General features: G+C 68.8%; 22 protein-coding genes. 4 read left to right on the forward strand and 18 right to left on the reverse strand.

All coding sequences use genetic code 11. The features are described from left to right. Positions 1–27 precede the first annotated feature (27 nt). The 15 genes from recQ to H9Y04_RS39395 all read right to left on the reverse strand — a co-directional run bounded on the left by recQ (position 28) and on the right by H9Y04_RS39395 (position 18518). The gene (gene recQ, locus H9Y04_RS39325; RefSeq protein ID WP_187819030.1) at positions 28–1962 is read right to left on the reverse strand and encodes a DNA helicase RecQ; all 1935 of its coding nucleotides are present in this window, start codon (positions 1960–1962) and stop codon (positions 28–30) included. A 414-nt stretch (positions 1963–2376) separates the two neighbouring features. Next, positions 2377–4044 carry an NADH-quinone oxidoreductase subunit NuoN gene (gene nuoN, locus H9Y04_RS39330; RefSeq protein WP_187819031.1) on the reverse strand — a complete coding sequence of 556 codons (1668 nt, stop codon included), beginning with the start codon at positions 4042–4044 and terminating at the stop codon, positions 2377–2379. Continuing rightward, the gene (locus tag H9Y04_RS39335) at positions 4041–5666 is read right to left on the reverse strand and encodes an NADH-quinone oxidoreductase subunit M (RefSeq protein ID WP_187819032.1); all 1626 of its coding nucleotides are present in this window, start codon (positions 5664–5666) and stop codon (positions 4041–4043) included. Before H9Y04_RS39335 ends, nuoN begins: the two co-directional genes overlap by 4 nt. Before the next feature lie 4 nt (positions 5667–5670). Then, positions 5671–7638, reverse strand: coding sequence for an NADH-quinone oxidoreductase subunit L (gene nuoL, locus H9Y04_RS39340; protein ID WP_187819033.1), 1968 nt, complete (start codon positions 7636–7638; stop codon positions 5671–5673). Positions 7639–7653: 15 nt separating this feature from the next. After that, positions 7654–7953, reverse strand: a complete 300-nt coding sequence (gene nuoK, locus H9Y04_RS39345; protein WP_062780258.1) for an NADH-quinone oxidoreductase subunit NuoK — start codon at positions 7951–7953, stop codon at positions 7654–7656. Continuing rightward, positions 7950–8789, reverse strand: coding sequence for an NADH-quinone oxidoreductase subunit J (locus H9Y04_RS39350; protein WP_187819034.1), 840 nt, complete (start codon positions 8787–8789; stop codon positions 7950–7952). The genes nuoK and H9Y04_RS39350 overlap by 4 nt, the downstream gene beginning before the upstream one ends. Next, complete coding sequence (gene nuoI, locus H9Y04_RS39355; RefSeq protein WP_236072016.1) at positions 8786–9475, reverse strand: NADH-quinone oxidoreductase subunit NuoI; 690 nt, start codon at positions 9473–9475, stop codon at positions 8786–8788. Before nuoI ends, H9Y04_RS39350 begins: the two co-directional genes overlap by 4 nt. A gap of 16 nt (positions 9476–9491) precedes the next feature. Next, the gene (gene nuoH, locus H9Y04_RS39360; protein ID WP_187819128.1) at positions 9492–10838 is read right to left on the reverse strand and encodes an NADH-quinone oxidoreductase subunit NuoH; all 1347 of its coding nucleotides are present in this window, start codon (positions 10836–10838) and stop codon (positions 9492–9494) included. After that, complete coding sequence (locus H9Y04_RS39365) at positions 10838–13336, reverse strand: NADH-quinone oxidoreductase subunit G (RefSeq protein WP_187819035.1); 2499 nt, start codon at positions 13334–13336, stop codon at positions 10838–10840. Before H9Y04_RS39365 ends, nuoH begins: the two co-directional genes overlap by 1 nt. Next, complete coding sequence (gene nuoF, locus H9Y04_RS39370) at positions 13333–14694, reverse strand: NADH-quinone oxidoreductase subunit NuoF (RefSeq protein WP_187819036.1); 1362 nt, start codon at positions 14692–14694, stop codon at positions 13333–13335. Before nuoF ends, H9Y04_RS39365 begins: the two co-directional genes overlap by 4 nt. Continuing rightward, a complete protein-coding gene (nuoE, locus tag H9Y04_RS39375) occupies positions 14694–15500 on the reverse strand; it encodes an NADH-quinone oxidoreductase subunit NuoE (protein ID WP_187819129.1) in 807 nt (268 codons plus the stop codon). The genes nuoF and nuoE overlap by 1 nt, the downstream gene beginning before the upstream one ends. A gap of 29 nt (positions 15501–15529) precedes the next feature. Further along, positions 15530–16852 carry an NADH-quinone oxidoreductase subunit D gene (locus H9Y04_RS39380; protein WP_187819037.1) on the reverse strand — a complete coding sequence of 441 codons (1323 nt, stop codon included), beginning with the start codon at positions 16850–16852 and terminating at the stop codon, positions 15530–15532. Beyond that, positions 16852–17589 (reverse strand): NADH-quinone oxidoreductase subunit C, encoded by a 738-nt coding sequence (locus tag H9Y04_RS39385; RefSeq protein ID WP_187819038.1) that lies wholly within the window; start codon positions 17587–17589, stop codon positions 16852–16854. Before H9Y04_RS39385 ends, H9Y04_RS39380 begins: the two co-directional genes overlap by 1 nt. After that, the gene (locus tag H9Y04_RS39390; protein WP_003998928.1) at positions 17586–18140 is read right to left on the reverse strand and encodes a NuoB/complex I 20 kDa subunit family protein; all 555 of its coding nucleotides are present in this window, start codon (positions 18138–18140) and stop codon (positions 17586–17588) included. Before H9Y04_RS39390 ends, H9Y04_RS39385 begins: the two co-directional genes overlap by 4 nt. A gap of 18 nt (positions 18141–18158) precedes the next feature. Beyond that, positions 18159–18518, reverse strand: a complete 360-nt coding sequence (locus H9Y04_RS39395) for an NADH-quinone oxidoreductase subunit A (protein WP_093617117.1) — start codon at positions 18516–18518, stop codon at positions 18159–18161. Between the two features lie 735 nt (positions 18519–19253). On the opposite strand from H9Y04_RS39395, the gene H9Y04_RS39400 reads away from it, so the two are divergent. Together H9Y04_RS39400 and H9Y04_RS39405 are read left to right on the forward strand one after the other, a co-directional pair. Then, a complete protein-coding gene (locus tag H9Y04_RS39400) occupies positions 19254–20042 on the forward strand; it encodes a C40 family peptidase (protein WP_187819039.1) in 789 nt (262 codons plus the stop codon). 104 nt (positions 20043–20146) lie between these two features. Beyond that, positions 20147–20485, forward strand: a complete 339-nt coding sequence (locus H9Y04_RS39405) for a DUF952 domain-containing protein (protein ID WP_187819040.1) — start codon at positions 20147–20149, stop codon at positions 20483–20485. Here H9Y04_RS39405 and H9Y04_RS39410 read toward each other — a convergent pair. The 3 genes from H9Y04_RS39410 to H9Y04_RS39420 form a co-directional block, all read right to left on the reverse strand. Beyond that, the gene (locus H9Y04_RS39410) at positions 20477–20998 is read right to left on the reverse strand and encodes a hypothetical protein (protein WP_308801791.1); all 522 of its coding nucleotides are present in this window, start codon (positions 20996–20998) and stop codon (positions 20477–20479) included. The genes H9Y04_RS39405 and H9Y04_RS39410 overlap by 9 nt on opposite strands. A 137-nt stretch (positions 20999–21135) precedes the next feature. Further along, positions 21136–21861, reverse strand: coding sequence for a leucine-rich repeat domain-containing protein (locus H9Y04_RS39415; protein WP_308801793.1), 726 nt, complete (start codon positions 21859–21861; stop codon positions 21136–21138). 108 nt (positions 21862–21969) lie between these two features. Beyond that, complete coding sequence (locus H9Y04_RS39420) at positions 21970–23256, reverse strand: geranylgeranyl reductase family protein (protein WP_187819132.1); 1287 nt, start codon at positions 23254–23256, stop codon at positions 21970–21972. 135 nt (positions 23257–23391) lie between these two features. Between H9Y04_RS39420 and H9Y04_RS39425 the strand changes: the two genes are divergently transcribed. Together H9Y04_RS39425 and H9Y04_RS39430 are read left to right on the forward strand one after the other, a co-directional pair. Next, positions 23392–23919 carry a GNAT family N-acetyltransferase gene (locus H9Y04_RS39425; protein WP_187819041.1) on the forward strand — a complete coding sequence of 176 codons (528 nt, stop codon included), beginning with the start codon at positions 23392–23394 and terminating at the stop codon, positions 23917–23919. 272 nt (positions 23920–24191) lie between these two features. Next, positions 24192–24512 (forward strand): PASTA domain-containing protein, encoded by a 321-nt coding sequence (locus H9Y04_RS39430; protein WP_308801795.1) that lies wholly within the window; start codon positions 24192–24194, stop codon positions 24510–24512. The last annotated feature ends 114 nt before the right edge of the window (positions 24513–24626 follow it).

Below are 24626 nucleotides of genomic sequence, written 5' to 3' on the forward strand. Positions count from 1 at the left end.
GTCCCCGTACGGACCGGGCGCCGAGGGTCACTCATCCTCGGGCGCTCCGTCCCCCTGCCCGGCCCCGCTTCCGGACCATTCGGCCAGCACTTCGAGGACCGCCTCCCCGTAGGTCGCCAGCTTCTTCTCGCCCACTCCGCTGATCCCGCCGAGCTCCGCGATCGTGGACGGTCCGGTGAGGGCGATCTCCCTGAGGGTGGCGTCGGGGAACACCACGTACGCCGGGACGCCCTGTTCCTTGGCCTGGGCCGCCCGCCAGGAGCGCAGCGTCTCGAACAGCGGCAGCAGCTCCTCGGGTAGATCGACGGCAGCCTTGGACTTGCGCTCCCCCTTGGACCCCGAACTCCGCGCACCCGGCGCCTTCTTGGGCTCCTTGCGCAGATGCACCTCGCGCTGCCGGGCGAGCACCGCCCCGCTGTCCTCGGTCAGGACGAGCGTGCCGTACTCCCCCTCCACCGCGAGCAGCCGCTGCGCGAGCAACTGCCGCACCACACCGCGCCATTCGGCCTCGGACAGCTCCTGGCCGATGCCGAAGACCGACAGCTGGTCGTGGTCGAACTGGATGACCTTGGCCGTCTTGCGGCCGAGCAGGATGTCGACGATCTGGCCCGTGCCGAACTTCTGGCCGCGCTCGCGCTGCAGCCGTACGACCGTGGAGAGCACCTTCTGGGCGGCGACCGTGCCGTCCCAGCTCTCCGGGGGTGTCAGACAGCTGTCGCAGTTGCCGCAGGCCGGGGTCTCCTGCCGCTGTCCGAAGTACGCGAGGAGCTGGGCCCTGCGGCACTGGACCGTCTCGCAGAGCCCGAGCATCGCGTCGAGGTGGGCGGCGGCGCGGCGCTGGAAAGTGAGGTCGCCCTCGCCGCTCTGGATCATCTTGCGCTGCTGGACCACGTCCTGCAGGCCGTATGCCATCCAGGCCGTGGACGGCAGTCCGTCGCGGCCCGCGCGGCCCGTCTCCTGGTAGTAGCCCTCGACGGACTTCGGGAGGTCGAGATGCGCGACGAACCGGACGTCCGGCTTGTCGATGCCCATGCCGAAGGCGATGGTCGCGACGACGGTCAGGCCCTCCTCGCGCAGGAAGCGTGACTGGTGCAGCGCGCGGGTCTGTGCGTCCAGGCCCGCGTGGTACGGCACGGCCGGGATGCCATTGCGATTGAGGAACTCGGCGGTCTTCTCCACCGAGTTGCGCGAGAGGCAGTAGACGATGCCCGCGTCGCCGGGGTGCTCGTCCTTGAGGAAGCGCAGGAGCTGCTTCTTGGGGTCGTCCTTGGAGACGATCCGGTACTGGATGTTGGGCCGGTCGAAGCTCGCCTCGAAGTGGCGGGCGCCGTCCATCCCGAGATTCTTGGTGATCTCCTGGTGGGTGGCGCGGGTCGCGGTCGCGGTCAGGGCGATGCGCGGGACGTCGGGCCAGCGCTCGCCCAGGACCGAGAGGGCCAGATAGTCGGGGCGGAAGTCGTGGCCCCACTGGGCGACGCAGTGGGCCTCGTCGATCGCGAAGAGGGAGATCTTGCCGCGGGAGAGGAGGTCGAGGGCGGAGTCGAGGCGCAGGCGCTCGGGGGCGAGGTAGAGGAGGTCGAGCTCGCCGGCCACGAACTCGGCCTCCACGAGGCGCTGTTCGTCATAGTCCTGCGTGGAGTTGATGAAGCCCGCCTTGACGCCGAGGGCGCGCAGGGCGTCGACCTGGTCCTGCATCAGGGCGATCAGCGGGGAGATCACGATGCCCGTGCCCGGCCTGACGAGGGACGGGATCTGATAGCAGAGCGACTTGCCTGCGCCGGTCGGCATCAGGACGACGGCGTCGCCGCCGGCGACCACGTGCTCGATGACGGCTTCCTGGTCGCCGCGGAAGCTGTCGTATCCGAAGACGCGGTTCAGCGTGCGGAGGCTGTCGCTCTGTGTGAGCCCGGGGTCGGCGTGGTCCGTCGGACTCGCCTCGTCCATCACTGCGGTACCGCCCATCCTTTTGTCCCCCCGTGTGTCATGGGTCGTCTTTCGACCACGCCCCTCACGATAGGGGTTCGCTCCGACACGTCTGAAGTTATCCACAGGGCTGTGGACGGTCCGTCGCGGTCGGCGTGCTTCGGCGCTCCGCGGCGGGGGCGGGCGTGCGGGGGTGACGCCCACGCCCAGTGCCTGCAGGGGCTCCGCCCCCTGCACCCCGGGATGCTCCGCCGCTCCGCGGCAGCGCAGGGTGCCGGGCTGACGCCCGCACCCCGGCCCGCGGGGGCTCCGCCCCCCTGCACCCCCGCATCCGAACTTCGTTCGGATCGCCTCAAACGCCGGCGGGGCTGAGTGCGCCGCAGGGGCTGCAACAGCACGACCGCCCGGCACCCCCGAAGGGACACCGGGCGGTTGCAGCACGCAGCCGGATCGTCAGCGGACGAAGACTCCCGCCTGGTTGGCCAGATCCAGGAAGTACTGCGGAGCCACGCCCAGAACCAGCGTGACGGCCACGCCGACGCCGATCGCCGTCATGGTCAGCGGGGACGGGACCGCCACCGTCGGACCCTCCGGCTTGGGCTCGCTGAAGAACATCAGGACGATGACCCGGATGTAGAAGAAGGCCGCGATGGCCGACGAGATCACACCGACCACGACCAGCGCTCCCGCGCCGCCCTCCGCCGCCGCCTTGAACACCGCGAACTTGCCGGCGAAGCCGGACGTCAGCGGGATGCCCGCGAAGGCGAGCAGGAAGACCGCGAAGACCGCGGCCACCAGCGGTGAACGGCGGCCCAGGCCCGCCCACTTGGACAGGTGCGTCGCCTCGCCGCCCGCGTCCCGCACCAGCGTGACCACGGCGAAGGCGCCGATCGTCACGAAGGAGTACGCGCCCAGGTAGAACAGCACCGAGGAGATGCCGTCCGGGGTCGTCGCGATGACACCGGCCAGGATGAAGCCCGCATGCGCGATCGAGGAGTAGGCGAGCAGCCGCTTGATGTCCGTCTGCGTGATCGCGACGATCGCGCCGAGCAGCATCGTGGCGATGGCCACGCCCCACATGACCGGACGCCAGTCCCAGCGCAGGCCCGGCAGGACCACGTAGAGGAGACGCAGCAGGGCGCCGAACGCCGCGACCTTCGTGGCCGCCGCCATGAAGCCGGTGACCGGGGTCGGGGCGCCCTGGTAGACGTCCGGGGTCCACATGTGGAACGGGACCGCGCCGACCTTGAAGAGCAGGCCCATCAGGATCAGGGCGGCGCCGATCAGGAGCAGCGCGTCGTTGCCCATCGTGCCCGCGAGCGCCGGGTTCACGTTCTGCACGGTGCCGTCGACGACGTCCGCGATGCCGGCGTACGAGACCGTCCCCGCGTAGCCGTACAGGAGGGCGATGCCGAAGAGCAGGAACGCCGAGGAGAACGCGCCGAGCAGGAAGTACTTCACCGCGGCTTCCTGCGACATGAGGCGCTTGCGGCGGGCGAGCGCGCACAGCAGGTACAGCGGGAGCGAGAAGACTTCCAGGGCGATGAACAGCGTCAGGAGGTCGTTCGCCGAGGGGAAGACCAGCATGCCGCCGATGGCGAACAGGGCGAGCGGGAAGACCTCCGTGGTGGTGAACCCGGCCCGCACCGCGGCCTTTTCGCTGTCGCTGCCGGGCACGGACGCGGCCTGCGCGGCGAAGGAGTCGACCCGGTTGCCGTGCGCCTCCGGATCGAGCCTGCGCTCGGCGAAGGTGAAGATCGCGACGAGGCCGGCAAGCAGGATCGTGCCCTGCAGGAAGAGCGCCGGACCGTCGACCGCGAGCGCACCCATCGCCACGATCCCGGACGACGTGGTGCCGCGTCCGTCGGCCGCGAGCGCCACCACCGCGGCGAACGCGGCGACGAGGGCGACAACCGAGAGGAAGAGCTGCACGTAGTAGCGGGACTTCCGCGGTACGAACGCCTCGATCAGGATGCCGAGAATCGCCGCACCGATCACGATCAGCGTGGGAGCGATCAGGCTGTACTCGATCTGCGGGGAGTCGATCTTGGCGACCGGCTCCGCCGCGGTGGCCCAGAGGCCGTTGGTTGTCCACAGGCTGTGGACGGCAGTCGCGCTCACTTGGCCGCCACCTCCGGCTCAGGGTCGGGAGTCTTGTCCCCGGGATAGACGTCGGACAGCGTGTCCTTGACCGCCGGATTGACCAGGTCGGTCACCGGCTTCGGGTACACGCCGAGGAATACGAGGAGCACGATCAGCGGTCCGACGACGAGCAGTTCGCGCAGCTTGAGGTCCGGCATCTTCGCGACTTCCAGCTTCACCGGGCCCGTCATGGTCCGCTGGTAGAGGACCAGCGAGTACAGCGCGCCGAGCACGATGCCGAAGGTGGCGATGATGCCGATGACCGGGTAGCGCGTGAACGTGCCGACCAGGACCAGGAATTCGCTGACGAACGGGGCGAGCCCCGGCAGCGACAGCGTGGCGAGGGAGCCGATCAGGAAGGTGCCGGCCAGGACCGGCGCCACCTTCTGCGCCCCTCCGTAGTCCGCGATGAGCCGCGAACCGCGCCGGGAGATCAGGAATCCGGCGACCAGCATCAACGCGGCCGTCGAAATACCGTGGTTGACCATGTAGAGCGTCGCGCCGGACTGGCCCTGGGTGGTCATCGCGAAGATGCCCATGATGATGAACCCGAAGTGCGAGATCGACGCGTACGCCACCAGGCGCTTGATGTCCCGCTGACCGACCGCGAGCAGCGCCCCGTACACGATGGAGATCAGGGCGAGGACGAGAATGACCGGCGTCGCCCACTCCGATGCGCCCGGGAAGAGCTGCAGACAGAAGCGGAGCATCGCGAAGGTGCCCACCTTGTCGACCACTGCCGTGATCAGTACGGCGACCGGGGCCGTGGCCTCGCCCATCGCGTTCGGCAGCCAGGTGTGCAGCGGCCACAGCGGGGCCTTCACCGCGAAGGCGAAGAAGAAGCCGAGGAAGAGCAGGCGCTCGGTGTTGGTCGCCATCTCCAGCTCGCCGGAGGCCCGGAGCGAGGCGATCTCGGAGAGGGAGAAGGTCCCGGCCACCACATAGAGCCCGATCACCGCGGCCAGCATGATCAGGCCGCCGACCAGGTTGTAGAGCAGGAACTTCACGGCCGCGTACGAGCGTTGGGCCGCTGCGTTCTCGTCCGAGCCGGCGTGGGCGCGGTCGCCGAAGCCGCCGATGAGGAAGTACATCGGGATGAGCATGGCTTCGAACAGGATGTAGAAGAGGAAGACGTCGGTGGCCTCGAAGGAGAGGATCACCATCGCTTCCACCATCAGGATCAGGGCGAAGAAGCCCTGCGTCGGGCGCCAGCGGCCCGCAGCAACGCTGCTATCAGTTGCAGTGCCCGTCTCCTGCGGGTCCGCGTCGTGCCAGCCCGCCACGATGATGAACGGGATGAGCAGGGCGGTGAGGCCGATGAGGGCCACGCCGATGCCGTCCACGCCCAGTTCGTAGCGGACCCCGAAGTCCGCGATCCAGGAGTGCGATTCGGTCAGCTGGTAGCGGTCCTCGGCGCCGGTGTTGAACCGGATGCCGACGGCCACCGCGAGCGCCAGCGTGACCAGGGAGAAGAACAGCGCGAGCCATTTGGCCGCGGTGCGCTTGGCTGCGGGTACGGCGGCGGTGGCGATCGCGCCGAGCGCCGGTACCGCGGCCGTCGCCGTCAGCAGGGGAAAGCCTGCGTTCACTACGTCGGACATCGGATCAGACCGCCCTCATCAGCAGGGTCGCGGCGACGAGTACCGCCGTACCGCCCAACATCGAGACCGCGTAGCTGCGGGCGTAGCCGTTCTGCAGCTTGCGCAGCCGGCCCGAGAGCCCGCCGAACGAGGCGGCCGTGCCGTTGACCACGCCGTCCACCAGCGTGTGGTCGACGTAGACGAGCGAGCGCGTGAGGTGCTCGCCGCCGCGTACCAGGACCACGTGGTTGAAGTCGTCCTGGAGCAGATCGCGGCGGGCGGCCCGGGTGAGCAGCGAGCCGCGCGGCGCGGTGACCGGCACCGGACGCTTGCCGTACATGAACCAGGCGATCGCGACACCGATGACCAGGACGACCATCGTGGCGCCCGTGATGGCCGGGACGCTGATCACCGGGTGCGGGTGCTCGAAGGCCGTGACCGGCTCGAGCCACTTCACGAACGACTCGTTCAAGGAGAAGAGACCGCCCGCGAAGACCGAGCCGAAGGCGAGCACGATCATCGGGATCGTCATCGACTTGGGCGACTCGTGCGGGTGCGGCATCTCGCCGCCGTGGCCGTCGGCCGCGGGCTCCGCACTCGGGTCCTTGTGCGGATCCGGCGTGGGCTGCCAGCGCTTCTCACCGAAGAAGGTCATCAGCATCACGCGCGTCATGTAGAACGCCGTGATGCCCGCTCCCAGGAGCGCGACCCCGCCGAAGATCCAGCCGCGGATCCCGTCGTCATACGCGAAGGCCGCCTCGATGATCTTGTCCTTGGACCAGAAGCCCGACAGACCCGGGAAGCCGATGATCGCGAGATAGCCGAGGCCGAAGGTCGCGAAGGTGACCGGCATGTACTTGCGCAGGCCGCCGTACTTGCGCATGTCGACCTCGTCGTTCATGCCGTGCATGACCGAACCGGCACCGAGGAAGAGCCCGGCCTTGAAGAAGCCGTGCGTCACCAGGTGCATGATCGCGAACGCGTAGCCGATCGGGCCGAGTCCGGCCGCCAGGATCATGTAGCCGATCTGCGACATCGTCGAACCCGCGAGGGCCTTCTTGATGTCGTCCTTGGCGCAACCGACGATCGCACCGAAGAGCAGCGTGACCGCACCGACGATGACGACCGCGAGCTGGGCGTCCGGGGCGCCGTTGAAGATCGCTCCGGACCGGGTGATCAGGTAGACGCCCGCGGTCACCATGGTCGCGGCGTGGATGAGGGCCGAGACCGGGGTCGGGCCCTCCATCGCGTCCCCCAGCCAGGACTGCAGCGGCACCTGGGCCGACTTGCCGCACGCGGCGAGCAGGAGCATGAGGCCGATGGCCGTCAGCTTGCCCTCGCTGACCGGCGCGGCAGCGCCTGATGTCTCAGCACCGGTCGCCGCGAGCACATCGCCGAAGGCGAAGGTCCCGAACGTGGTGAACATCAGCATGATCGCGATGGACAGGCCCATGTCGCCGACGCGGTTGACCAGGAAGGCCTTCTTGGCCGCGGTGGCCGCGCTGGGCTTGTGCTGCCAGAACCCGATGAGCAGGTACGACGCCAGACCGACGCCTTCCCAGCCCACGTACAGAAGGAGGTAGTTGTCGGCGATGACCAGGATCAGCATCGCCGCGAGGAAGAGGTTCAGATAGCCGAAGAAGCGGCGGCGCCGCTCGTCGTGCTCCATGTAGCCGATCGAGTAGATGTGGATCAGCGAGCCCACACCGGTGATCAGGAGCACGAAGGTCATCGACAACTGGTCGAGCTGGAAGGCGACATCGGCCTGGAAGCCGCCGACCGGGATCCAGCTGAACAGATGCTGGTGCATCGCGCGGTCCTCGCCGTCGCGGCCCAGCATGTCCAGGAACAGGACCACGCCGACGACGAACGAGCCGAGCGCGAGGAGCGTGCCGAGCCAGTGGCCGGCCTTGTCGAGCCGGCGCCCGCCGCACAGCAGGACCACCGCTCCGAGCAGAGGCGCCGCGACGAGCAGCGCAATCAGGTTCTCCACGATTCAGCGACCCCTTTAGAGCTTCATCAGGCTGGCGTCGTCGACCGAGGCCGAGTGGCGGGAACGGAACAGGGACACGATGATCGCGAGCCCGACCACGACCTCGGCGGCGGCGACGACCATCGTGAAGAACGCGATGATCTGGCCGTCGAGATTGCCGTGCATCCGCGAGAACGCCACGAGCGCCAGGTTGCAGGCGTTGAGCATGAGCTCGATGCACATGAACACGACGATGGCGTTCCGCCTGATCAGCACGCCGGTGGCGCCGATCGCGAACAACAGGGACGCGAGATAGAGGTAGTTGACCGGGTTCACTTGGAGGCCTCCTGCTCTCGGTCGCGGCCCAGCCGCTCGGCCGACCGCTGCTCCAGGGCCGCCAGATCGCTGAGCGCCTCACCGGACACATCGCGGATCTGGCCGCGCTGGCGCAGGGTCTGCATGACCGTGAGCTCGGACGGGGTGCCGTCGGGCAGCAGACCGGCGATGTCCACCGCGTTGTGCCGGGCATAGACACCGGGCGCCGGCAGCGGCGGCAGGTGCTTGCCCTCGCGTACGCGCCGCTCGGCCATCTCCCGCTGGTTGAGGGCACGTTCGGTGCGCTCGCGGTGTGTGAGCACCATGGCGCCGACGGCGGCGGTGATCAGGAGCGCGCCGGTGATCTCGAAGGCGAACACGTACTTGGTGAAGATCAGGGCCGCGAGGCCCTCGACGTTGCCGCCCGCGTTGGCCGCGCCGAGTCCGTTGAACTCGGTGATCGCGGCGTTCCCGATGCCCGCGGTCAGCAGCACCGCGAAGCCGAGACCGCACAAGGCGGCGAGCCAGCGCTGCCCCTTGATGGTCTCTTTCAAGGAATCCGCGGCCGTGACACCGACGAGCATGACCACGAAGAGGAAGAGCATCATGATCGCGCCGGTGTAGACGACGACCTGGACGATGCCCAGGAAGTACGCGCCGTTGGCGAGGTAGAACACCGCCAGGATGATCATGGTGCCGGCCAGGCACAGCGCGCTGTGCACGGCCTTCTTCATCAGGATCGTGCACAGCGCGCCGATCACGGCGACGGTGCCGAGCACCCAGAACTGGACGGCCTCACCGGTCGATGTGGTGTAGGCGGCGAGGTCGGTCACCGCCGTGGAGGCGAGCGCGCTCATCGTCCGATCACCTTCTCGGAGGCGGGCTCGGACTCGCCGAAGGTCGAATCGCCCTCCTGCACCTCGCCCTTGGAGAACGCGACCTGCTGCACGGTCCCGGGCGCCGCCTCGGTCACCAGACCGCGGTAGTAGTCGCTCTCGTCCATGCCCGGGTAGATCGCGTGCGGGGTGTCGACCATGGTGTCGTCGAGCCCGGCGAGCAGCTGCTCCTTGGTGTAGATCAGGTTGGCGCGGCTGGAGTCCGCGAGCTCGAACTCGTTGGTCATCGTGAGCGCCCGCGTGGGGCAGGCCTCGATGCACAGTCCGCACAGGATGCAGCGCGCGTAATTGATCTGGTAGACGCGGCCGTAGCGCTCACCCGGCGAATAGCGCTCCTCGTCGGTGTTGTCCGCGCCCTCCACGTAAATGGCGTCGGCGGGACAGGCCCAGGCGCACAGCTCGCAGCCGACGCACTTCTCGAGGCCGTCGGGGTGCCGGTTGAGCTGGTGGCGGCCGTGGAAGCGCGGCGCCGTGGTCTTCTGCTGCTCCGGATACTGCTCCGTGAGCCGCTTCTTGAACATGGCCTTGAAGGTCACAGCGAACCCGGCCACGGGGTTCTGGAACCCCTGCGCCGTGTCCTTGCCCTCGACCGGATCCACGGACCCGGCGGACTGCGCGGGCAGCCCGGCGGGTCCAGTGGGCTCCATCGACTTACCAGTTTCCTCAGACACCGTCAGCCTCCTTTCCGTCACTCCCAGTGTCAGCACCACCACTGACAACCAACTCCCGCTCCTGCCGCGAGCGTCGACGCGGCACGGGCGGAAGCGATTGACCGGGCTTCGGCGGTACGGGGAAGCCGCCGGCCATCGGGTCGAAGTGCTCCGGAACCTTCTCGACCGGAACGTCCTTCTCCTTGCCGCGGAACATGTCCACCACGAAGGACAGCAACAGGAGCGCGAGGACCCCGCCGCCCACGTACATCACGATCTCGGAGAAGTCGTAGTTCTCGTTGCGCAGCGTGCGCACGGTCGCGACCAGCATCAGCCAGACCACGGAGACCGGGATGAGCACCTTCCAGCCGAGCTTCATCAGCTGGTCGTAGCGCACACGCGGGAGCGTGCCGCGCAGCCAGATGAAGAAGAACAGCAGCAGCTGGACCTTGACGATGAACCAGAGCATGGGCCACCAGCCGTAGTTGGCGCCCTCCCAGAAGGTGCTGATCGGGTACGGGGCCCGCCAGCCGCCCAGGAAGAGGGTGGTCGCGACCGCCGAGACCGTCACCATGTTCACGTACTCGGCGAGCATGAAGAGCGCGAACTTGATGGACGAGTACTCGGTGTTGAAGCCGCCGACCAGGTCGCCCTCGGACTCCGGCATGTCGAACGGAGCGCGGTTGGTCTCGCCGACCATGGTCACGATGTAGAGCAGGAACGACACCGGGAGCAGCAGGATGTACCAGCGGTCGCCCTGCGCCTCCACGATCGTCGAGGTCGACATCGAGCCCGAGTAGAGGAAGACCGAGGCGAACGCGGCGCCCATCGCGATCTCGTACGAGATCATCTGGGCGCAGGAGCGCAGGCCGCCGAGCAGCGGGTAGGTGGAGCCGGACGACCAGCCCGCGAGCACGATGCCGTAGATGCCGACCGAGGCGACCGCGAGGATGTAGAGCATCGCGATCGGCAGGTCGGTGAGCTGCATCGTGGTGCGCTGGCCGAAGATCGAGACCTGGTTGTCGGCGGGCCCGAAGGGGATCACCGCGATCGCCATGAAGGCCGGGATGGCCGCGACGATCGGCGCCAGGACATAGACGACCTTGTCGGCCCGCTTGACGATGACGTCTTCCTTGAGCATCAGCTTCACGCCGTCCGCGAGGGACTGCAGAAGTCCCCACGGGCCATGGCGGTTGGGGCCGATGCGCAGCTGCATCCAGGCGACGACCTTGCGCTCCCACACGATGGAGAGCAGCACGGTCACCATCAGGAACGCGAAGCAGAAGACCGCCTTGACGGCGACGAGCCACCACGGGTCGGTGCCGAACATCGACAGGTCCTCTGCGGCAAGCGGGGTCATCATGCCTCCACCTCCGCCACGTCCGAAGTCACGGTTGCCGGGCCGATCTTGACCAGCTCGCCCGGGTGGGCCCCGGTGTCGGAGGCGACGCCGCCGCCCACCGAGTTCAGCGGGAGCCAGACCACACGGTCGGGCATCGCGGTGACCTGCAGCGGCAGCTGTACGGAACCGGCGGGGCCGGTGACCGCGAGCTCGTCGCCGTCCTTGACCCCGGCCTCTGCGGCCGTGGCCGCGGAGACCCGGGCGACGGCCGCGTGCCGCGTACCGGCGAGCGCCGTGTCGCCCTCCTGGAGCTTGCCCTGGTCGAGCAGCAGCCGGTGGCCTGCGAGCACCGCCTCGCCGGAGGCCGGCCGGGGCAACTGCCCCGCGGTCTCCAGCGGTTCGGTCGCCCGCGGTCCGTCCCAGGGGCCGAGCCGGTCGAGCTCGCGGTGGATGCTCCCCTGGTCGGGCAGCGCGAGATGCACGTCCATGGCGTCCGCGAGCATGTGCAGCACGCGGGCGTCGGTGGGCGACAGGGTGCGGGTCATGTGGTCGGGCTTCAGCGCCGCCTCGAACGGCCGCGCCCTGCCTTCCCAGTTGAGGAAGGTGCCGGCCTTCTCGGCGACCGCGGCCACCGGGAAGACCACATCGGCGACGTCCGTGACCTCGCTCGGCCGCAGCTCGAAGGAGACCACGAAGGCCTCGCGCAGCGCCTCGCGGGCCCGTGCCGGGTCCGGCAGGTCAGCGACCTCGACCCCACCGACGACCAGCGCGCCGAGCTCGCCGGTCGCGGCGGCCTCGACGATCTGGCCGGTGTCGCGCCCGTAGCGGTGCGGGAGTTCGGCCACGCCCCAGGCGACGGCCACCTCCTCGCGCGCCCGCGGGTCGGTCGCGGGACGGCCGGCCGGAAGCAGGGAGGGCAGCGCGCCCGCCTCGACGGCGCCGCGCTCACCGGCCCTGCGCGGAATCCACAGGAGCTGGGCGCCGATCGCGGTGGCCGCCCGCATCACCGCGGTCAGCGCACCGGCCACACCGGCGAGCCGCTCACCGACGATGATCACGGAGCCTTCGGCGCGCAGCGCCTCGGCCGCGACGGCCCCCGTCTCGTCGAGCCCGACGCCGGAAGCGAGCGCGTCCAGCCACTCGGTCTCGGTGCCGGGAGCGGCGGGAAGGAGCGTGCCGCCGGCCTTCTCCAGACCACGGGTCATATAAGGAGCGAGACCGAAGGTCCGCTGCTTGTTCTGCCGCCAGGCCTTGCGCAGCTTCAGGAAGACGCCGGGCGCCTCCTCCTCGGCCTCGATGCCGACGAGCAGGACGGCGGGTGCCTTCTCCAGCTTCGTGTACGTGACTCCGGAGCCGTCGAGGTCACGGCCGCGTCCGGCCACCGCGGCGGCCAGGAAGTCGGCCTCCTCGGAGGAGTGGACGCGGGCGCGGAAGTCGACGTCGTTGGTGTCGAGGGCCACGCGCGCGAACTTGCTGTACGCGTAGGAGTCCTCGACGGTCAGGCGGCCGCCGGTCAGGACACCCGCACGGCCACGGGCCGCGAGCAGTCCCTCGGCCGCCTTTTCGAGCGCCTCGGGCCAGGACGCGGGCTCCAGCTCACCAGCAGCGTTCCGTACAAGAGGCGTGGTCAGCCGGTCACGCTGCTGCGCGTACCGGAACCCGAACCGCCCCTTGTCGCAGATCCACTCCTCGTTGACCTCCGGGTCGTTGGCCGCCAGCCGCCGCATGACCTTGCCGCGCCGGTGGTCGGTGCGCGTCGCGCACCCGCCCGCGCAGTGCTCGCACACGGAAGGCGAAGAGACCAGGTCGAAGGGGCGCGAGCGGAAGCGGTACGCGGCCGAGGTCAGCGCGCCCACCGGGCAGATCTGGATGGTGTTCCCGGAGAAGTACGACTCGAAGGGGTCGCCCTCACCGGTGCCGACCTGCTGCAGCGCACCGCGCTCGATCAGCTCGATCATCGGGTCGCCCGCGACCTGGTTCGAGAACCGGGTGCAGCGGGCACAGAGCACACAGCGCTCGCGGTCGAGAAGCACCTGCGTCGAGATCGGCACCGGCTTCTCGTACGTGCGCTTCTGGCCCTCGAAGCGCGAGTCGGCCTGTCCGTGCGACATCGCCTGGTTCTGCAGCGGGCACTCGCCGCCCTTGTCGCAGACCGGGCAGTCGAGCGGGTGGTTGATGAGCAGGAGCTCCATCACACCCTTCTGCGCCTTCTCCGCGGCCGGCGAGGTCAGGTGGGTCTTGACCACCATCCCGTCGGTGCAGGTGATGGTGCAGGAGGCCATCGGCTTGCGCTGGCCCTCGACCTCGACGATGCACTGGCGGCAGGCGCCGGCTGGGTCGAGCAGCGGGTGGTCGCAGAAGCGCGGGATCTCGATGCCGAGCTGTTCGGCGGCCCGGATCACCAAGGTCCCCTTGGGGACGCTCAGTTCCACGCCGTCGATGGTCAGCGAGACCAGGTCTTCCGGCGGGACCGCCGCCTCTCCGCCCCCTGCGGGAGCGTTGGTCGTGACGGTCATGCGTTCACCTCCGCGCTCGAAGCGTTCTTGTCCGCCCAGAGCGTCGACTTGGCGGGGTCGAAGGGGCAGCCCTTGCCGGTGATGTGCTGCTCGTACTCCTCGCGGAAGTACTTGAGCGAGGAGAAGATCGGCGAGGCGGCGCCGTCGCCGAGGGCGCAGAAGGACTTGCCGTTGATGTTGTCGGCGATGTCGTTCAGCTTGTCGAGGTCGGCCATCACGCCCTTGCCGGCCTCGATGTCGCGCAGCAACTGCACCAGCCAGTACGTGCCTTCGCGGCAGGGCGTGCACTTGCCGCAGGACTCGTGGGCGTAGAACTCGGTCCAGCGCGTGACCGCCCGTACGACACAGGTGGTCTCGTCGAAGCACTGCAGCGCCTTGGTGCCGAGCATCGAGCCCGCGGCGCCCACGCCCTCGTAGTCCAGCGGGACGTCGAGGTGCTCGTCCGTGAACATCGGGGTCGAAGAGCCGCCCGGCGTCCAGAACTTGAGCCGGTGGCCGGCCCGCATCCCGCCGCTCATGTCGAGCAGCTGGCGCAGCGTGATCCCGAGCGGTGCCTCGTACTGGCCGGGGCTGGTGACATGGCCGCTGAGCGAGTACAGCGTGAAGCCCGGGGACTTCTCGCTGCCCATCGACTTGAACCAGTCCTTGCCCTTGTTGAGGATCGCGGGAACAGACGCGATGGACTCCACGTTGTTCACCACAGTGGGGCACGCGTACAGACCCGCGACCGCAGGGAAGGGCGGACGCAGGCGGGGCTGGCCGCGGCGGCCTTCGAGCGAGTCGAGCAGCGCGGTCTCCTCACCGCAGATGTACGCGCCGGCGCCGGCGTGCACGGTGAGTTCGAGGTTCAGGCCGCTGCCGAGGATGTTCTCGCCGAGGTAGCCGGCTTCGTATGCCTCGCGCACGGCCTCGTGCAACCGCCGCAGTACGGGGACGACTTCGCCGCGCAGGTAGATGAACGCGTGGTTCGACCTGATCGCGTAGCAGGCGATGATGATGCCCTCGATCAGGCTGTGCGGGTTGGCGAAGAGCAGCGGGATGTCCTTGCAGGTCCCGGGCTCCGACTCGTCCGCGTTCACCACCAGGTAGTGCGGCTTGCCGTCGCCCTGCGGGATGAACTGCCACTTCATGCCGGTCGGGAAGCCCGCGCCGCCACGGCCCCGCAGGCCCGAGTCCTTCACGTACGCGATGAGGTCGTCCGGGGACATGGCGAGGGCCTTGCGCAGACCCTCGTATCCCTCGTGCCGCTTGTACGTCTCCAGGGTCCAGGGCTTGTCCTCGTCCCAGAACGCGGAGAGGACCGGGGCCAGGAGCTTCTCGGGGCTGGTCTCGTGGTTGATCTCGGCGGCCAAGGTCATCACTCCCCCTCCTCGGCGGTCGGACCTGCCGGGTGGGCAGGGTCGGAGGCCGACGTCTGCTGCGGTGCGTCGTGCGAGGACAGGTGCTCGGCGGGGCGGTCGCCCTGCGGAGCCTCGCCGCGCGGGTGCACCACACGGGCCGGGGGCGCCTCGCCCTTGGCCAGCTTCAGACCGATCAGCGAGGCGGGCCCGGCGCCGCCGGACTCGTCCACCGCGCCTTCGCGCTGGTCCGGGAATCCGGCCAGGATCCGCGCGGTCTCCTTGAAGGTGCACAGGCGCGCGCCGCGCGTGGGCTGGACCTCGCGTCCGGCGCGCAGGTCGTCGACCAACTGCCGTGCGCTGCCCGGGGTCTGGTTGTCGAAGAACTCCCAGTTGACCATCACCACGGGGGCGAAGTCGCAGGCCGCGTTGCACTCGATGTGCTCGAGGGTGACCTTGCCGTCCTCGGTGGTCTCGTTGTTGCCGACCCCGAGGTGCTGCTTCAGGTCCTCGAAGATGGCATCTCCGCCCATGACGGCGCACAGCGTGTTGGTGCAGACGCCGACCTGGTAGTCACCGGACGGCTTGCGCCGGTACATCGTGTAGAAGGTCGCGACGGCCGTCACCTCGGCGGTCGTCAGACCGAGTACGTCGGCACAGAACTGCATGCCGGTACGGGTGACATGGCCCTCCTCGGACTGCACGAGGTGAAGGAGCGGAAGGAGCGCCGAGCGCGAGTCCGGGTAGCGGGCGATGACGTCCTTGGCGTCCGCTTCGAGCCGGGCACGGACATCGGCCGGGTAGTCGGGGGCGGGCAGCTGGGGCATGCCCAGGCTGACGCCCTCTTGAGAAGTGGTCACCGGTCGACGCCTCCCATCACGGGGTCGATGGACGCGACGGCGACGATGACGTCGGCGACCTGGCCGCCCTCGCACATCGCCGCCATGGCCTGCAGATTGGTGAAGGACGGGTCGCGGAAGTGGACCCGGTAGGGGCGGGTGCCGCCGTCGGAGACGACATGCGCGCCGAGTTCGCCCTTGGGCGATTCGACGGCCGCGTACGCCTGGCCCGGCGGGACCCGGAAGCCCTCGGTCACCAGCTTGAAGTGGTGGATCAGGGCCTCCATGGAGGTGCCCATGATGTTCTTGATGTGGTCGAGCGAGTTGCCCAACCCGTCCGGGCCGAGCGCCAGTTGCGCGGGCCAGGCGATCTTCTTGTCCGCGACCATGACCGGGCCCGGGGCGAGCCGGTCCAGGCACTGCTCGACGATCCGCAGCGACTGCCGCATCTCTTCGAGGCGGATGAGGAAGCGTCCGTACGAGTCGCAGGTCTCGGAGGTCGGGACCTCGAAGTCGTACGTCTCGTAGCCGCAGTACGGGTCGGTCTTGCGCAGGTCGTGGGGCAGACCGGCCGAGCGCAGGATCGGACCCGTGGCGCCGAGGGCCATGCAGCCCGCGAGGTCGAGGTAGCCGACGTCCTGCATACGGGCCTTGAAGATCGGGTTCCCGGTGGCGAGCTTGTCGTACTCGGGAAGGTTCTTCTTCATGGTCTTCACGAACTCGCGCAACTGGTCCACCGCGCCCGGCGGCAGATCCTGGGCGAGACCGCCCGGACGGATGTACGCGTGGTTCATCCGCAGGCCGGTGATCAACTCGTACAGGTCCAGGATCAGTTCGCGGTCCCGGAAGCCGTAGATCATGATCGTGGTCGCGCCGAGCTCCATACCGCCGGTGGCGATGCAGACCAGATGCGAGGAGAGCCGGTTCAGCTCCATGAGCAGGACGCGGATGATGTTCGCGCGGTCCGGGATCTGGTCCTCGATGCCGAGCAGCTTCTCGACGCCCAGGCAGTACGCCGTCTCGTTGAAGAACGGCGTCAGATAGTCCATGCGCGTGACGAAGGTGGTGCCCTGCGTCCAGGTCCGGTACTCGAGGTTCTTCTCGATGCCGGTGTGGAGGTAGCCGATGCCGCAGCGGGCCTCGGTGACGGTCTCGCCGTCGATCTCCAGGATCAGCCGGAGCACACCGTGCGTGGACGGGTGCTGAGGGCCCATGTTGACGATGATGCGCTCGTCGTCGGACTTCACCGCGGACTCGACGACCTCGTCCCAGTCGCCGCCGGTGACTGTATATACAGTCCCCTCGGTGGTCTCGCGGGCAGAAGCGTGTGAAGTGCTCATCAGCTGTACGACCTCCGCTGGTCCGGAGCCGGGATCTGGGCGCCCTTGTACTCGACCGCGATGCCGCCGAGGGGGTAGTCCTTGCGCTGCGGGAAGCCCTGCCAGTCGTCCGGCATCATGATCCGCGTCAGCGCCGGGTGACCGTCGAAGATGAGCCCGAAGAAGTCGTACGTCTCGCGCTCGTGCCAGTCGTTGGTCGGATAGATGCCGACCAGGGACGGCACATGCGGGTCGCTGTCGGGAGCGCTGACTTCGAGCCGGATCAGCCGGCCGTGCGTGAGCGAGCGCAGGTGGTAGACGGCGTGCAGCTCGCGGCCCTTGTCGTTCGGGTAGTGCACACCGGAGACGCCGGTGCACAGCTCGAAGCGCAGGGCCGGGTCGTCGCGCAGGGTCCGTGCGACCTGGAGCAGGTGCTCGCGGACGACATGGAAGGTGAGCTCGCCGCGGTCGACGACCGTCTTCTCGATCGCGTTCTCGGGGAGCAGGTCCTGCTCCTCCAGGGCGCCTTCGAGTTCGTCGGCCACCTCGTCGAACCAGCCGCCGTACGGGCGCGCGGACGGGCCCGGCAGCCGTACGGAGCGGACCAGGCCGCCGTAACCGGAGGTGTCGCCACCGTTGTTGGCGCCGAACATGCCGCGCTGGACGCGGATCTCCTCGCCGTGCTCGCCGCGCTGGCCGGGCAGGTTGGAGGCGCCGAGGTCCTTCTCGGGGTTCACGCCGTTGCTGTTCTCGGTCACCGCAGCAGCCCCTTCATCTCGATGGTGGGGAGCGCCTTGAGGGCCGCCTCCTCCGCCTCACGGGCCGCCTCCTCGGCGTTCACGCCGAGCTTGGAGGTCTGGATCTTCTGGTGCAGCTTGAGGATCGCGTCCATCAGCATCTCGGGCCGCGGCGGGCAGCCGGGCAGATAGATGTCGACGGGGACGATGTGGTCGACGCCCTGGACGATCGCGTAGTTGTTGAACATGCCGCCGGACGAGGCGCAGACACCCATGGAGATGACCCACTTGGGGTTGGGCATCTGGTCGTAGACCTGGCGGAGGACCGGCGCCATCTTCTGGCTGACCCGGCCCGCGACGATCATCAGGTCCGCCTGGCGGGGCGAACCGCGGAACACCTCCATGCCGAAACGGGCGAGGTCATAACGACCCGCGCCCGTCGTCATCATCTCGATGGCGCAACAAGCGAGGCCGAAGGTGGCGGGGAAGACGGATGCCTTGCGCACCCAGCCCGCGGCCTGTTCGACCGTCGTCAGCAGAAAACCGCTCGGCAGCTTCTCTTCGAGTCCCATTGGTGACCCCTCAGCCCCTCAGTCCCATTCCAGGCCGCCGCGCCGCCATACATACGCATAGGCGACGAAGACGGTGAGCACGAAGAGCAACATCTCCACGAGCCCGAAAACACCCAGGGCGTCGAAGGTGACCGCCCAGGGATAGAGGAAGACGATCTCGATATCGAAGATGATGAAGAGCATCGCCGTCAGGTAGTACTTGATCGGGAAGCGCCCACCGCCGGCCGGAGTCGGCGTCGGCTCGATACCGCACTCGTAGGCTTCGAGTTTGGCGCGGTTGTACCGCTTTGGACCGATAAGCGTGGCCATGACCACGGAGAAGATCGCAAAGCCTGCCGCTAGGGCTCCCAGTACGAGGATGGGCGCATAAGCGTTCACCGCTCCTCGCTCCTCTCAGTCGACATTGACTGCTTCGGCGGACGGACCTGCGCGGGGCGATAGCGCCCCGCCCAGTGGGCGCGTGCCCCGACTCACCAAGATCGTGCTTATGTGAGGCAGTTCACAAGCCCAACTGCCCCGCATCCTATGCCTGCCGGTCTGTGATCTGCGACACGGGGTACGACAACGCCTTTGTGATCTCCACCACCTGACGAAGGATCATGAAGTCGGATGAGCGGTGATCTTCATACGCGAAGCTCCGGAGTGATCACCAATGGTGATCAATTAGCCGGTTACCGCTGGTCACGAGGGTGCGCTCACTATCAAGTGATGGCAGCTGCAAGCAAATTGGCGCCTCGATCGGCGACCTGATAAGGGCAGCCTTCCCTCGCTCGGGGGATCCTTTTGTACGGGTGCTGACGCGTGCACGCATTCACGAGCGGTCCGGCGTCCATATCTCGGGCACACGACGGAGACCTGTTCGTGACCTGTGCCACTTCTGTGAGGGCCGGGAACAACCGGGCTTGGCCAACAACTGCCACCGGTGGTAGGCGCTGGGCAAAACGGGCGTTATTTGGAAAACCCATGATCACAGCGCTGATCAAGGCTGTCCAAATTGCCCGTTACGGCGTCAATAAGCGTCGACACGCGCGGGATTCGGCTTGATCGGCCACAACTGTGGCGCAGCACACGTTTCTTGAAGGGAACCCTGACACCCTGATAGCGGTTGTTCTCATGTCCCACACCGCTCACATACCCAGCCACCGGAAGCCCCGCCCGCAGCGCGTCACCAAGCTGCGCGCCGGAGTTGCCGGTGGCGTCCTCAGCACCCTTGCGGTGGCCGGCACCACTGGCATGGCGAACGCGGCCGAGCCGGTGACCGAGACCATCGAAATGCCCACGCTCACCACCGACCTGGCGACCCAGGTGGCCGCGACGGCCGACGCCACGCAGCAGGCGGCCGACGCGTACACGCTCCAGGCGGACAAGGACGCGGCCATCGAGGCCGCGGCCAAGGACGCCAAGGAGGCCAAGGAGAAGGCGAAGGCCAAGGCCGCCGCCGAGAAGAAGGCCGCCGAGCGTGCGGCGAAGGAGCGCGCCGCCCGCGACTCCGAGCGCACCACGCTCTCGACCGCTTCCGCCTCCACCACCGCCGAGGCCCCCGCCTCCGGTTCGGTCTCCGCGGTCATCTCCTTCCTGAAGGCGCAGCTCGGCGACGCCTACGTCATGGGTGCCACCGGCCCCAACGCGTGGGACTGCTCCTCCCTGGTGCAGGCCGCGTTCAAGCAGGCCGGCGTGGACCTTCCCCGCGTCTCGCAGGACCAGTCGATGGTCGGCACCGAGGTCGGCACGTCCAACCTCCAGGTGGGCGACATCCTTTACTGGGGCGGCAAGGGCTCCGCGTACCACACGGGTGTGTACATCGGTAACGGCCAGTACCTGGACGCCGCCAACCCCTCGAAGGGCGTTGTCATCCAGGACCTGTCGGGCTACCCGGCGTCGGGCGCCGTGCGCGTTCTCTGACGGTTCGTCCGTACGTGTGGCGAAGGGCCGCTGCTTCCTCGGGGATGCAGCGGCCCTTCGTCGCGTTTCAGGCCGTCTCCGGGCCGTTGTTAGGGTCGGGCGTCATGACGGAGATCCTGCACCTCACGGAACGCGCCCTGTGGGACGCGGCTGTCCGTACGGGCTCGTACGAGCAGTCCACCCGCGGCCGCACCCTCGCCGAGGAGGGGTTCATCCACTGCTCGACGCGTGAGCAGCTGCCGGCCGTGGCGCGGTTCCTGTACGGCGAGGGCCCGCACGAGGGCGAACTCGTCGTCCTGGTCGTCGACTCCGAGCGCCTGACGGCCCCCGTACGCTTCGAGTCCGCACAGCCCGGCGGGCCCGCCTTCCCGCACGTATACGGCCCGATCCCCACAAATGCGGTCACCGCGCTGGAGCCGTGGCCGGTCTTGCCGTCAGCGTGACGGTCCGGCCGTCGCCGTCAGGTGGTACGTCGTGTCCACCCAGAAGCCGCGGCCCGTGTCGGCCCTGATCTCCAGGACGTACTCGCCGGGGGTCAGCGGGGTGAGCGCGCCCCACAGGCCCCAGGTGTGGTGGCGTTCGGTGCCCAGCGTGAACTGGCCGGAGAACTGCGTCAGTTCCAGCGGACTCCCGTTGAGCCAGGCCTCGGCCCGGGCGATGGGCATCCTCGGCGGTGCCTGGTCGAGCGCGCCGCGTACGGTCTGGATGTTGAACACCGGGAAGAACACCGGCCGGTCCGAGGGAATCGCACAGGTGCGGGTGACTTTGCCCCCGTATGTTCCGGCCAGGAACCACAGATCGTCCGGCTGGTCCCAGGCCGCGTGCTCCCCCGTCTCGTCCCGTACCGGACTCATCTCGTCCGGCGCGGACAGCGCCCACTGCCACCAGCGGCCGGCCAGCGCCCCGCCCACCCGCGGACCGAGCCGCCAAGAGCCGTCCGGTATCGCCTCGTTCACGGTCCCACCCCTTGGTCCGCCGGGCCGCAGCTGTACGCGCCCGTTGTGATCAGCGGACCTTACTGGATGCCCTGGATGCCGCTTCGGCCAGGGCTTTGTCGAGTACCAGCGGGTCTCTGCGCGAGAACCTGCACGGCTTACGTGAGGACCACGCAGCCCCGCCGCTCCAGTTCGGCCAGGACCGGCAGCCCGGGGTCGATTCCGTTCCAGCGGAGATCCAGCTTCTCCAGCGAGGGCAGCCGCACCGGCCAGTCCGGCAGCCGCGGCCCGAGCCGGTTGCCGCGCAGGTCGATGTGGCGCAGGAGCGGGAGGCCGGCAAGCGCCTCGGGGAGCTCCGTGAACGCGTTCTCGCGCAGGTCCAGATGGCGCAGCTCGCGGAGCTGGCCGACGGACGGCGGCAGTTGGGCGAGGGCGTTGCCGCGCAGCCAGAGCTCGCGCAGCTTGCCGAGGCGGCCGATCGAGTCCGGCAGGGAGGTGAGCCGGCCGTGCTGCGCGCGCAGTTCGACCAGCCCGCTCATCGCGCCGATGGCCTCGGGCAGGGCGGCGAGGGGGTTCTCGCCGACGTTGAGGTAGCGCAGCCGTGTCAGCCGCCCCAGCGTCTCCGGGAGCTCCGTGAGGCGGTTGTCGTGCAGATAGAGGCAGTCGCTGAGCCCGGTCAGGTCCCCGAGTTCACCGGGCACCTCGGTGAGCGCGTTGTGTCCCAGGTCCAGCATGCGCAGCCGGTCCAGCTTTCCGATCCGCGGCGAGAGGTGCGTGAGCCCGTTGTCCGCGAGGATCAGCACGTCGAGGTCCCTGCGCTGCCAGACCGACTCGGGTACCTCGCCGAGCTGTCGGCGCCACAGGTTCAGTGTGTGCTGCTGCACGGATGCCCTCTCTCGCAGCGGAAGCGAACTGGACAGGCCCCCGCTCCGAAAGCGGGGGCCTGAAAAAGCGGGAGCCTGAAAAAGCGGCGCCGGAATGCCTGGGCCGGGTCAGGCCTTCGGAGCCACCTTCGACAGACCGTTGATGATCCGGTCCATCGCGTCGCCGCCCGACGGGTCCGTCAGGTTCGCGAGCATCTTGAGCGTGAAGCGCATCAGCATCGGGTGGGTCAGACCGCGCTGGGTCGCGATCTTCATGACCTTCGGGTTGCCGATCAGCTTCACGAACGCGCGGCCAAGCGTGTAGTAGCCGCCGTAGGTCTCCTTGAGGACCTTCGGGTAGCGCTGCAGGGCCAGTTCGCGCTGGGCCGGGGTCTGGCGGGCGTGGGCCTGCACGATGACATCGGCCGCGATCTGGCCCGACTCCATCGCGTACGCGATGCCCTCGCCGTTGAACGGGTTGACCAGACCGCCCGCGTCACCGACGAGCAGCAGGCCCTTGGTGTAGTGCGGCTGGCGGTTGAAGGCCATCGGGAGTGCGGCGCCGCGGATCGGCATCGTCATGTTCTCGGGCGTGTAGCCCCAGTCCTCGGGCATCGAGGCGCACCAGGCCTTGAGCACCTCGCGCCAGTCCAGCTCGCGGAAGGCCTTCGAGGAGTTGAGGATGCCGAGGCCGACGTTGGACGTGCCGTCGCCCATGCCGAAGATCCAGCCGTAGCCGGGAAGGAGCCGGTCCTCGCCCGGGCCGCGCTTGTCCCACAGCTCCAGCCAGGACTCCAGGTAGTCGTCGTCGTGCCGCGGCGAGGTGAAGTACGTCCGTACGGCGACGCCCATCGGGCGGTCCTCGCGGCGGTGCAGGCCCATCGCGAGGGAGATCCGCGTGGAGTTGCCGTCGGCGGCGACCACCAGCGGGGCGTGGAAGGTGACTTCCTTCTTCTCCTCGCCGAGCTTGGCGTGCACACCCGTGATGCGGCCGGTGCGGTCGTCGAGGATCGGAGCGCCGACATTGCAGCGCTCGTACAGGCGCGCGCCCGCCTTCTGCGCCTGGCGCGCCAGCTGCTCGTCGAAGTCGTCGCGCTTGCGGACGAGTCCGTAGTCCGGATACGAGGCCAGCTCGGGCCAGTCGAGCTGCAGGCGCACACCGCCGCCGATGATGCGCAGGCCCTTGTTGCGCAGCCAGCCGGCCTCTTCGGAGATGTCGATGCCCATCGACACCAGCTGCTTGGTGGCGCGCGGCGTCAGGCCGTCGCCGCAGACCTTCTCGCGCGGGAACGCGGTCTTCTCCAGGAGCAGGACGTCGAGTCCGGCCTTCGCCAGGTAGTACGCCGTCGTGGATCCGGCCGGTCCGGCCCCGACGACGATGACATCGGCTGTGTTCTCTGAGAGCGGCTTGGTCAGGGAGTCGGGTGCGGGCTCGGAGAGGGGCTCGGTCACGACGGGTTCTCCCCTGGCGTAAAGATTTCGCGTGCTGAAGAGCACTGGACAGGGGCAGTCTATGGGGGCCGCTTGATCACGAATCGGAGGGCCGCCCGCATGACACGACCCACACCCAGCTCGCTCGTGCCGCTGCCCGCCGACCGGCTGCGGGTCCCGACCGAGGAGGACGCGTATGTCTGGCACCGGGTGTTCGACGACCCCGAGGTGATGGAGTTCCACGGCGGGAAGTCCGCCGAGGTGTCCGTGTACGAGGAGCTCACGGCCCGCCAGCGCCGCCACGACGCCGAACTGGGCTTCTGTCTCTGGACGATCCTCGACGAGGACGGCGCCGTGGCAGGCTTCACGGGCGCGCAGCCCTGGCCGCGCCCGCAGTGGGGCCCGGTCGGCGCCATCGAGATCGGCTGGCGTCTGGGCCGGGACGCGTGGGGCAAGGGCCTGGCGACGGGCGCGGCGCTCACCACCCTGGAGCGGGTGCGGGCGGCCGGTGTACCGGAGGTGGTCGCGATGGTCGCCACCGACAACCGCCGTTCGGTCGCCGTCTGCGAGCGGCTCGGGATGGAGCTTGCCGAGGAGTACGTGACGCCCGCGGGCAAGCGGGGGCGCCGCTACAGCCTGGCGCTCTGAGCCTCCGCGCCGACCGGTCTGCTGCCTTCCGGTCGGGCTCCCGGCCGTTTACCCTTCCGGTAGGTCCTGCCTTCGCCTTCCCGTCGTCGCCCGTAGGGCGGCTCGGCGGCGTCTGGTGCGTGCGATCGCAAGGCGCCGGAAGGACTTAGTAGCGGAGCTACTCAGGCCTTTCGGCAACGCAGCGAGCGTGCGTGCCAGACGCCGCCGAGCAGGCGGGAAGGCGAAGGCAGGGCCTTCGGCTGGGGGTGACGGCTTTGCGCAGAAAACCCGAAGTGACCGTCCCGAAGTTCGTCGGGCAGATGGCCATGGACGTACGTGAACAGGCGGCGCTCGCCGGCCTGTTGGTCGAGGCGCCGCAGGAGCCCGCCTTCCCGTTCATGGTGACCGATTACGTCGTACGCCAGTTCCCCGAGCCGGGCGCGCAGGTGCCGTTCGGTGCCATCGTCACGCTGTGGTTCGACTTCGGACCGGACGAGGGCGAGGGCGGCAGCGGGGTCCGCGAGCCCCGCACACCGCGCCCGCCGCACGGCGGGATGCAGCGGGAGCTGGACGAGCCCGACGGCAGTGGGGAGTGGATCCTGCCCGTGCGATGAGCTGCGGAGGACGCCGCCCGGCAGACAACTGCCGGGCGGCGGGCCTCGGTTCGCGCGGTCGCCAGGAGTCAGGTGCCTGGTGCCGGATGCCGGATGCGGATGCGGATGCGGATG

Origin of the sequence: Streptomyces polyasparticus, from assembly GCF_014493765.1 — a bacterium.
GTDB classification, from domain to species: Bacteria; Actinomycetota; Actinomycetes; order Streptomycetales; family Streptomycetaceae; genus Streptomyces; species Streptomyces polyasparticus.

Bases quoted from the DNA above. Each gene is read 5' to 3' on its own strand.
- recQ (WP_187819030.1), bottom strand. From the start codon at position 1,962: ATGGGCGGTACCGCAGTGATGGACGAGGCGAGTCCGACGGACCACGCC.
- H9Y04_RS39335 (WP_187819032.1), bottom strand. From the start codon at position 5,666: ATGTCCGACGTAGTGAACGCAGGCTTTCCCCTGCTGACGGCGACGGCC.
- H9Y04_RS39350 (WP_187819034.1), bottom strand. From the start codon at position 8,789: ATGAGCGCGCTCGCCTCCACGGCGGTGACCGACCTCGCCGCCTACACC.
- nuoI (WP_236072016.1), bottom strand. From the start codon at position 9,475: ATGGAGCCCACTGGACCCGCCGGGCTGCCCGCGCAGTCCGCCGGGTCC.
- nuoH (WP_187819128.1), bottom strand. From the start codon at position 10,838: ATGACCCCGCTTGCCGCAGAGGACCTGTCGATGTTCGGCACCGACCCG.
- H9Y04_RS39365 (WP_187819035.1), bottom strand. From the start codon at position 13,336: ATGACCGTCACGACCAACGCTCCCGCAGGGGGCGGAGAGGCGGCGGTC.
- nuoF (WP_187819036.1), bottom strand. From the start codon at position 14,694: ATGACCTTGGCCGCCGAGATCAACCACGAGACCAGCCCCGAGAAGCTC.
- nuoE (WP_187819129.1), bottom strand. From the start codon at position 15,500: ATGCCCCAGCTGCCCGCCCCCGACTACCCGGCCGATGTCCGTGCCCGG.
- H9Y04_RS39380 (WP_187819037.1), bottom strand. From the start codon at position 16,852: ATGAGCACTTCACACGCTTCTGCCCGCGAGACCACCGAGGGGACTGTA.
- H9Y04_RS39390 (WP_003998928.1), bottom strand. From the start codon at position 18,140: ATGGGACTCGAAGAGAAGCTGCCGAGCGGTTTTCTGCTGACGACGGTC.
- H9Y04_RS39400 (WP_187819039.1), top strand. From the start codon at position 19,254: ATGTCCCACACCGCTCACATACCCAGCCACCGGAAGCCCCGCCCGCAG.
- H9Y04_RS39405 (WP_187819040.1), top strand. From the start codon at position 20,147: ATGACGGAGATCCTGCACCTCACGGAACGCGCCCTGTGGGACGCGGCT.
- H9Y04_RS39425 (WP_187819041.1), top strand. From the start codon at position 23,392: ATGACACGACCCACACCCAGCTCGCTCGTGCCGCTGCCCGCCGACCGG.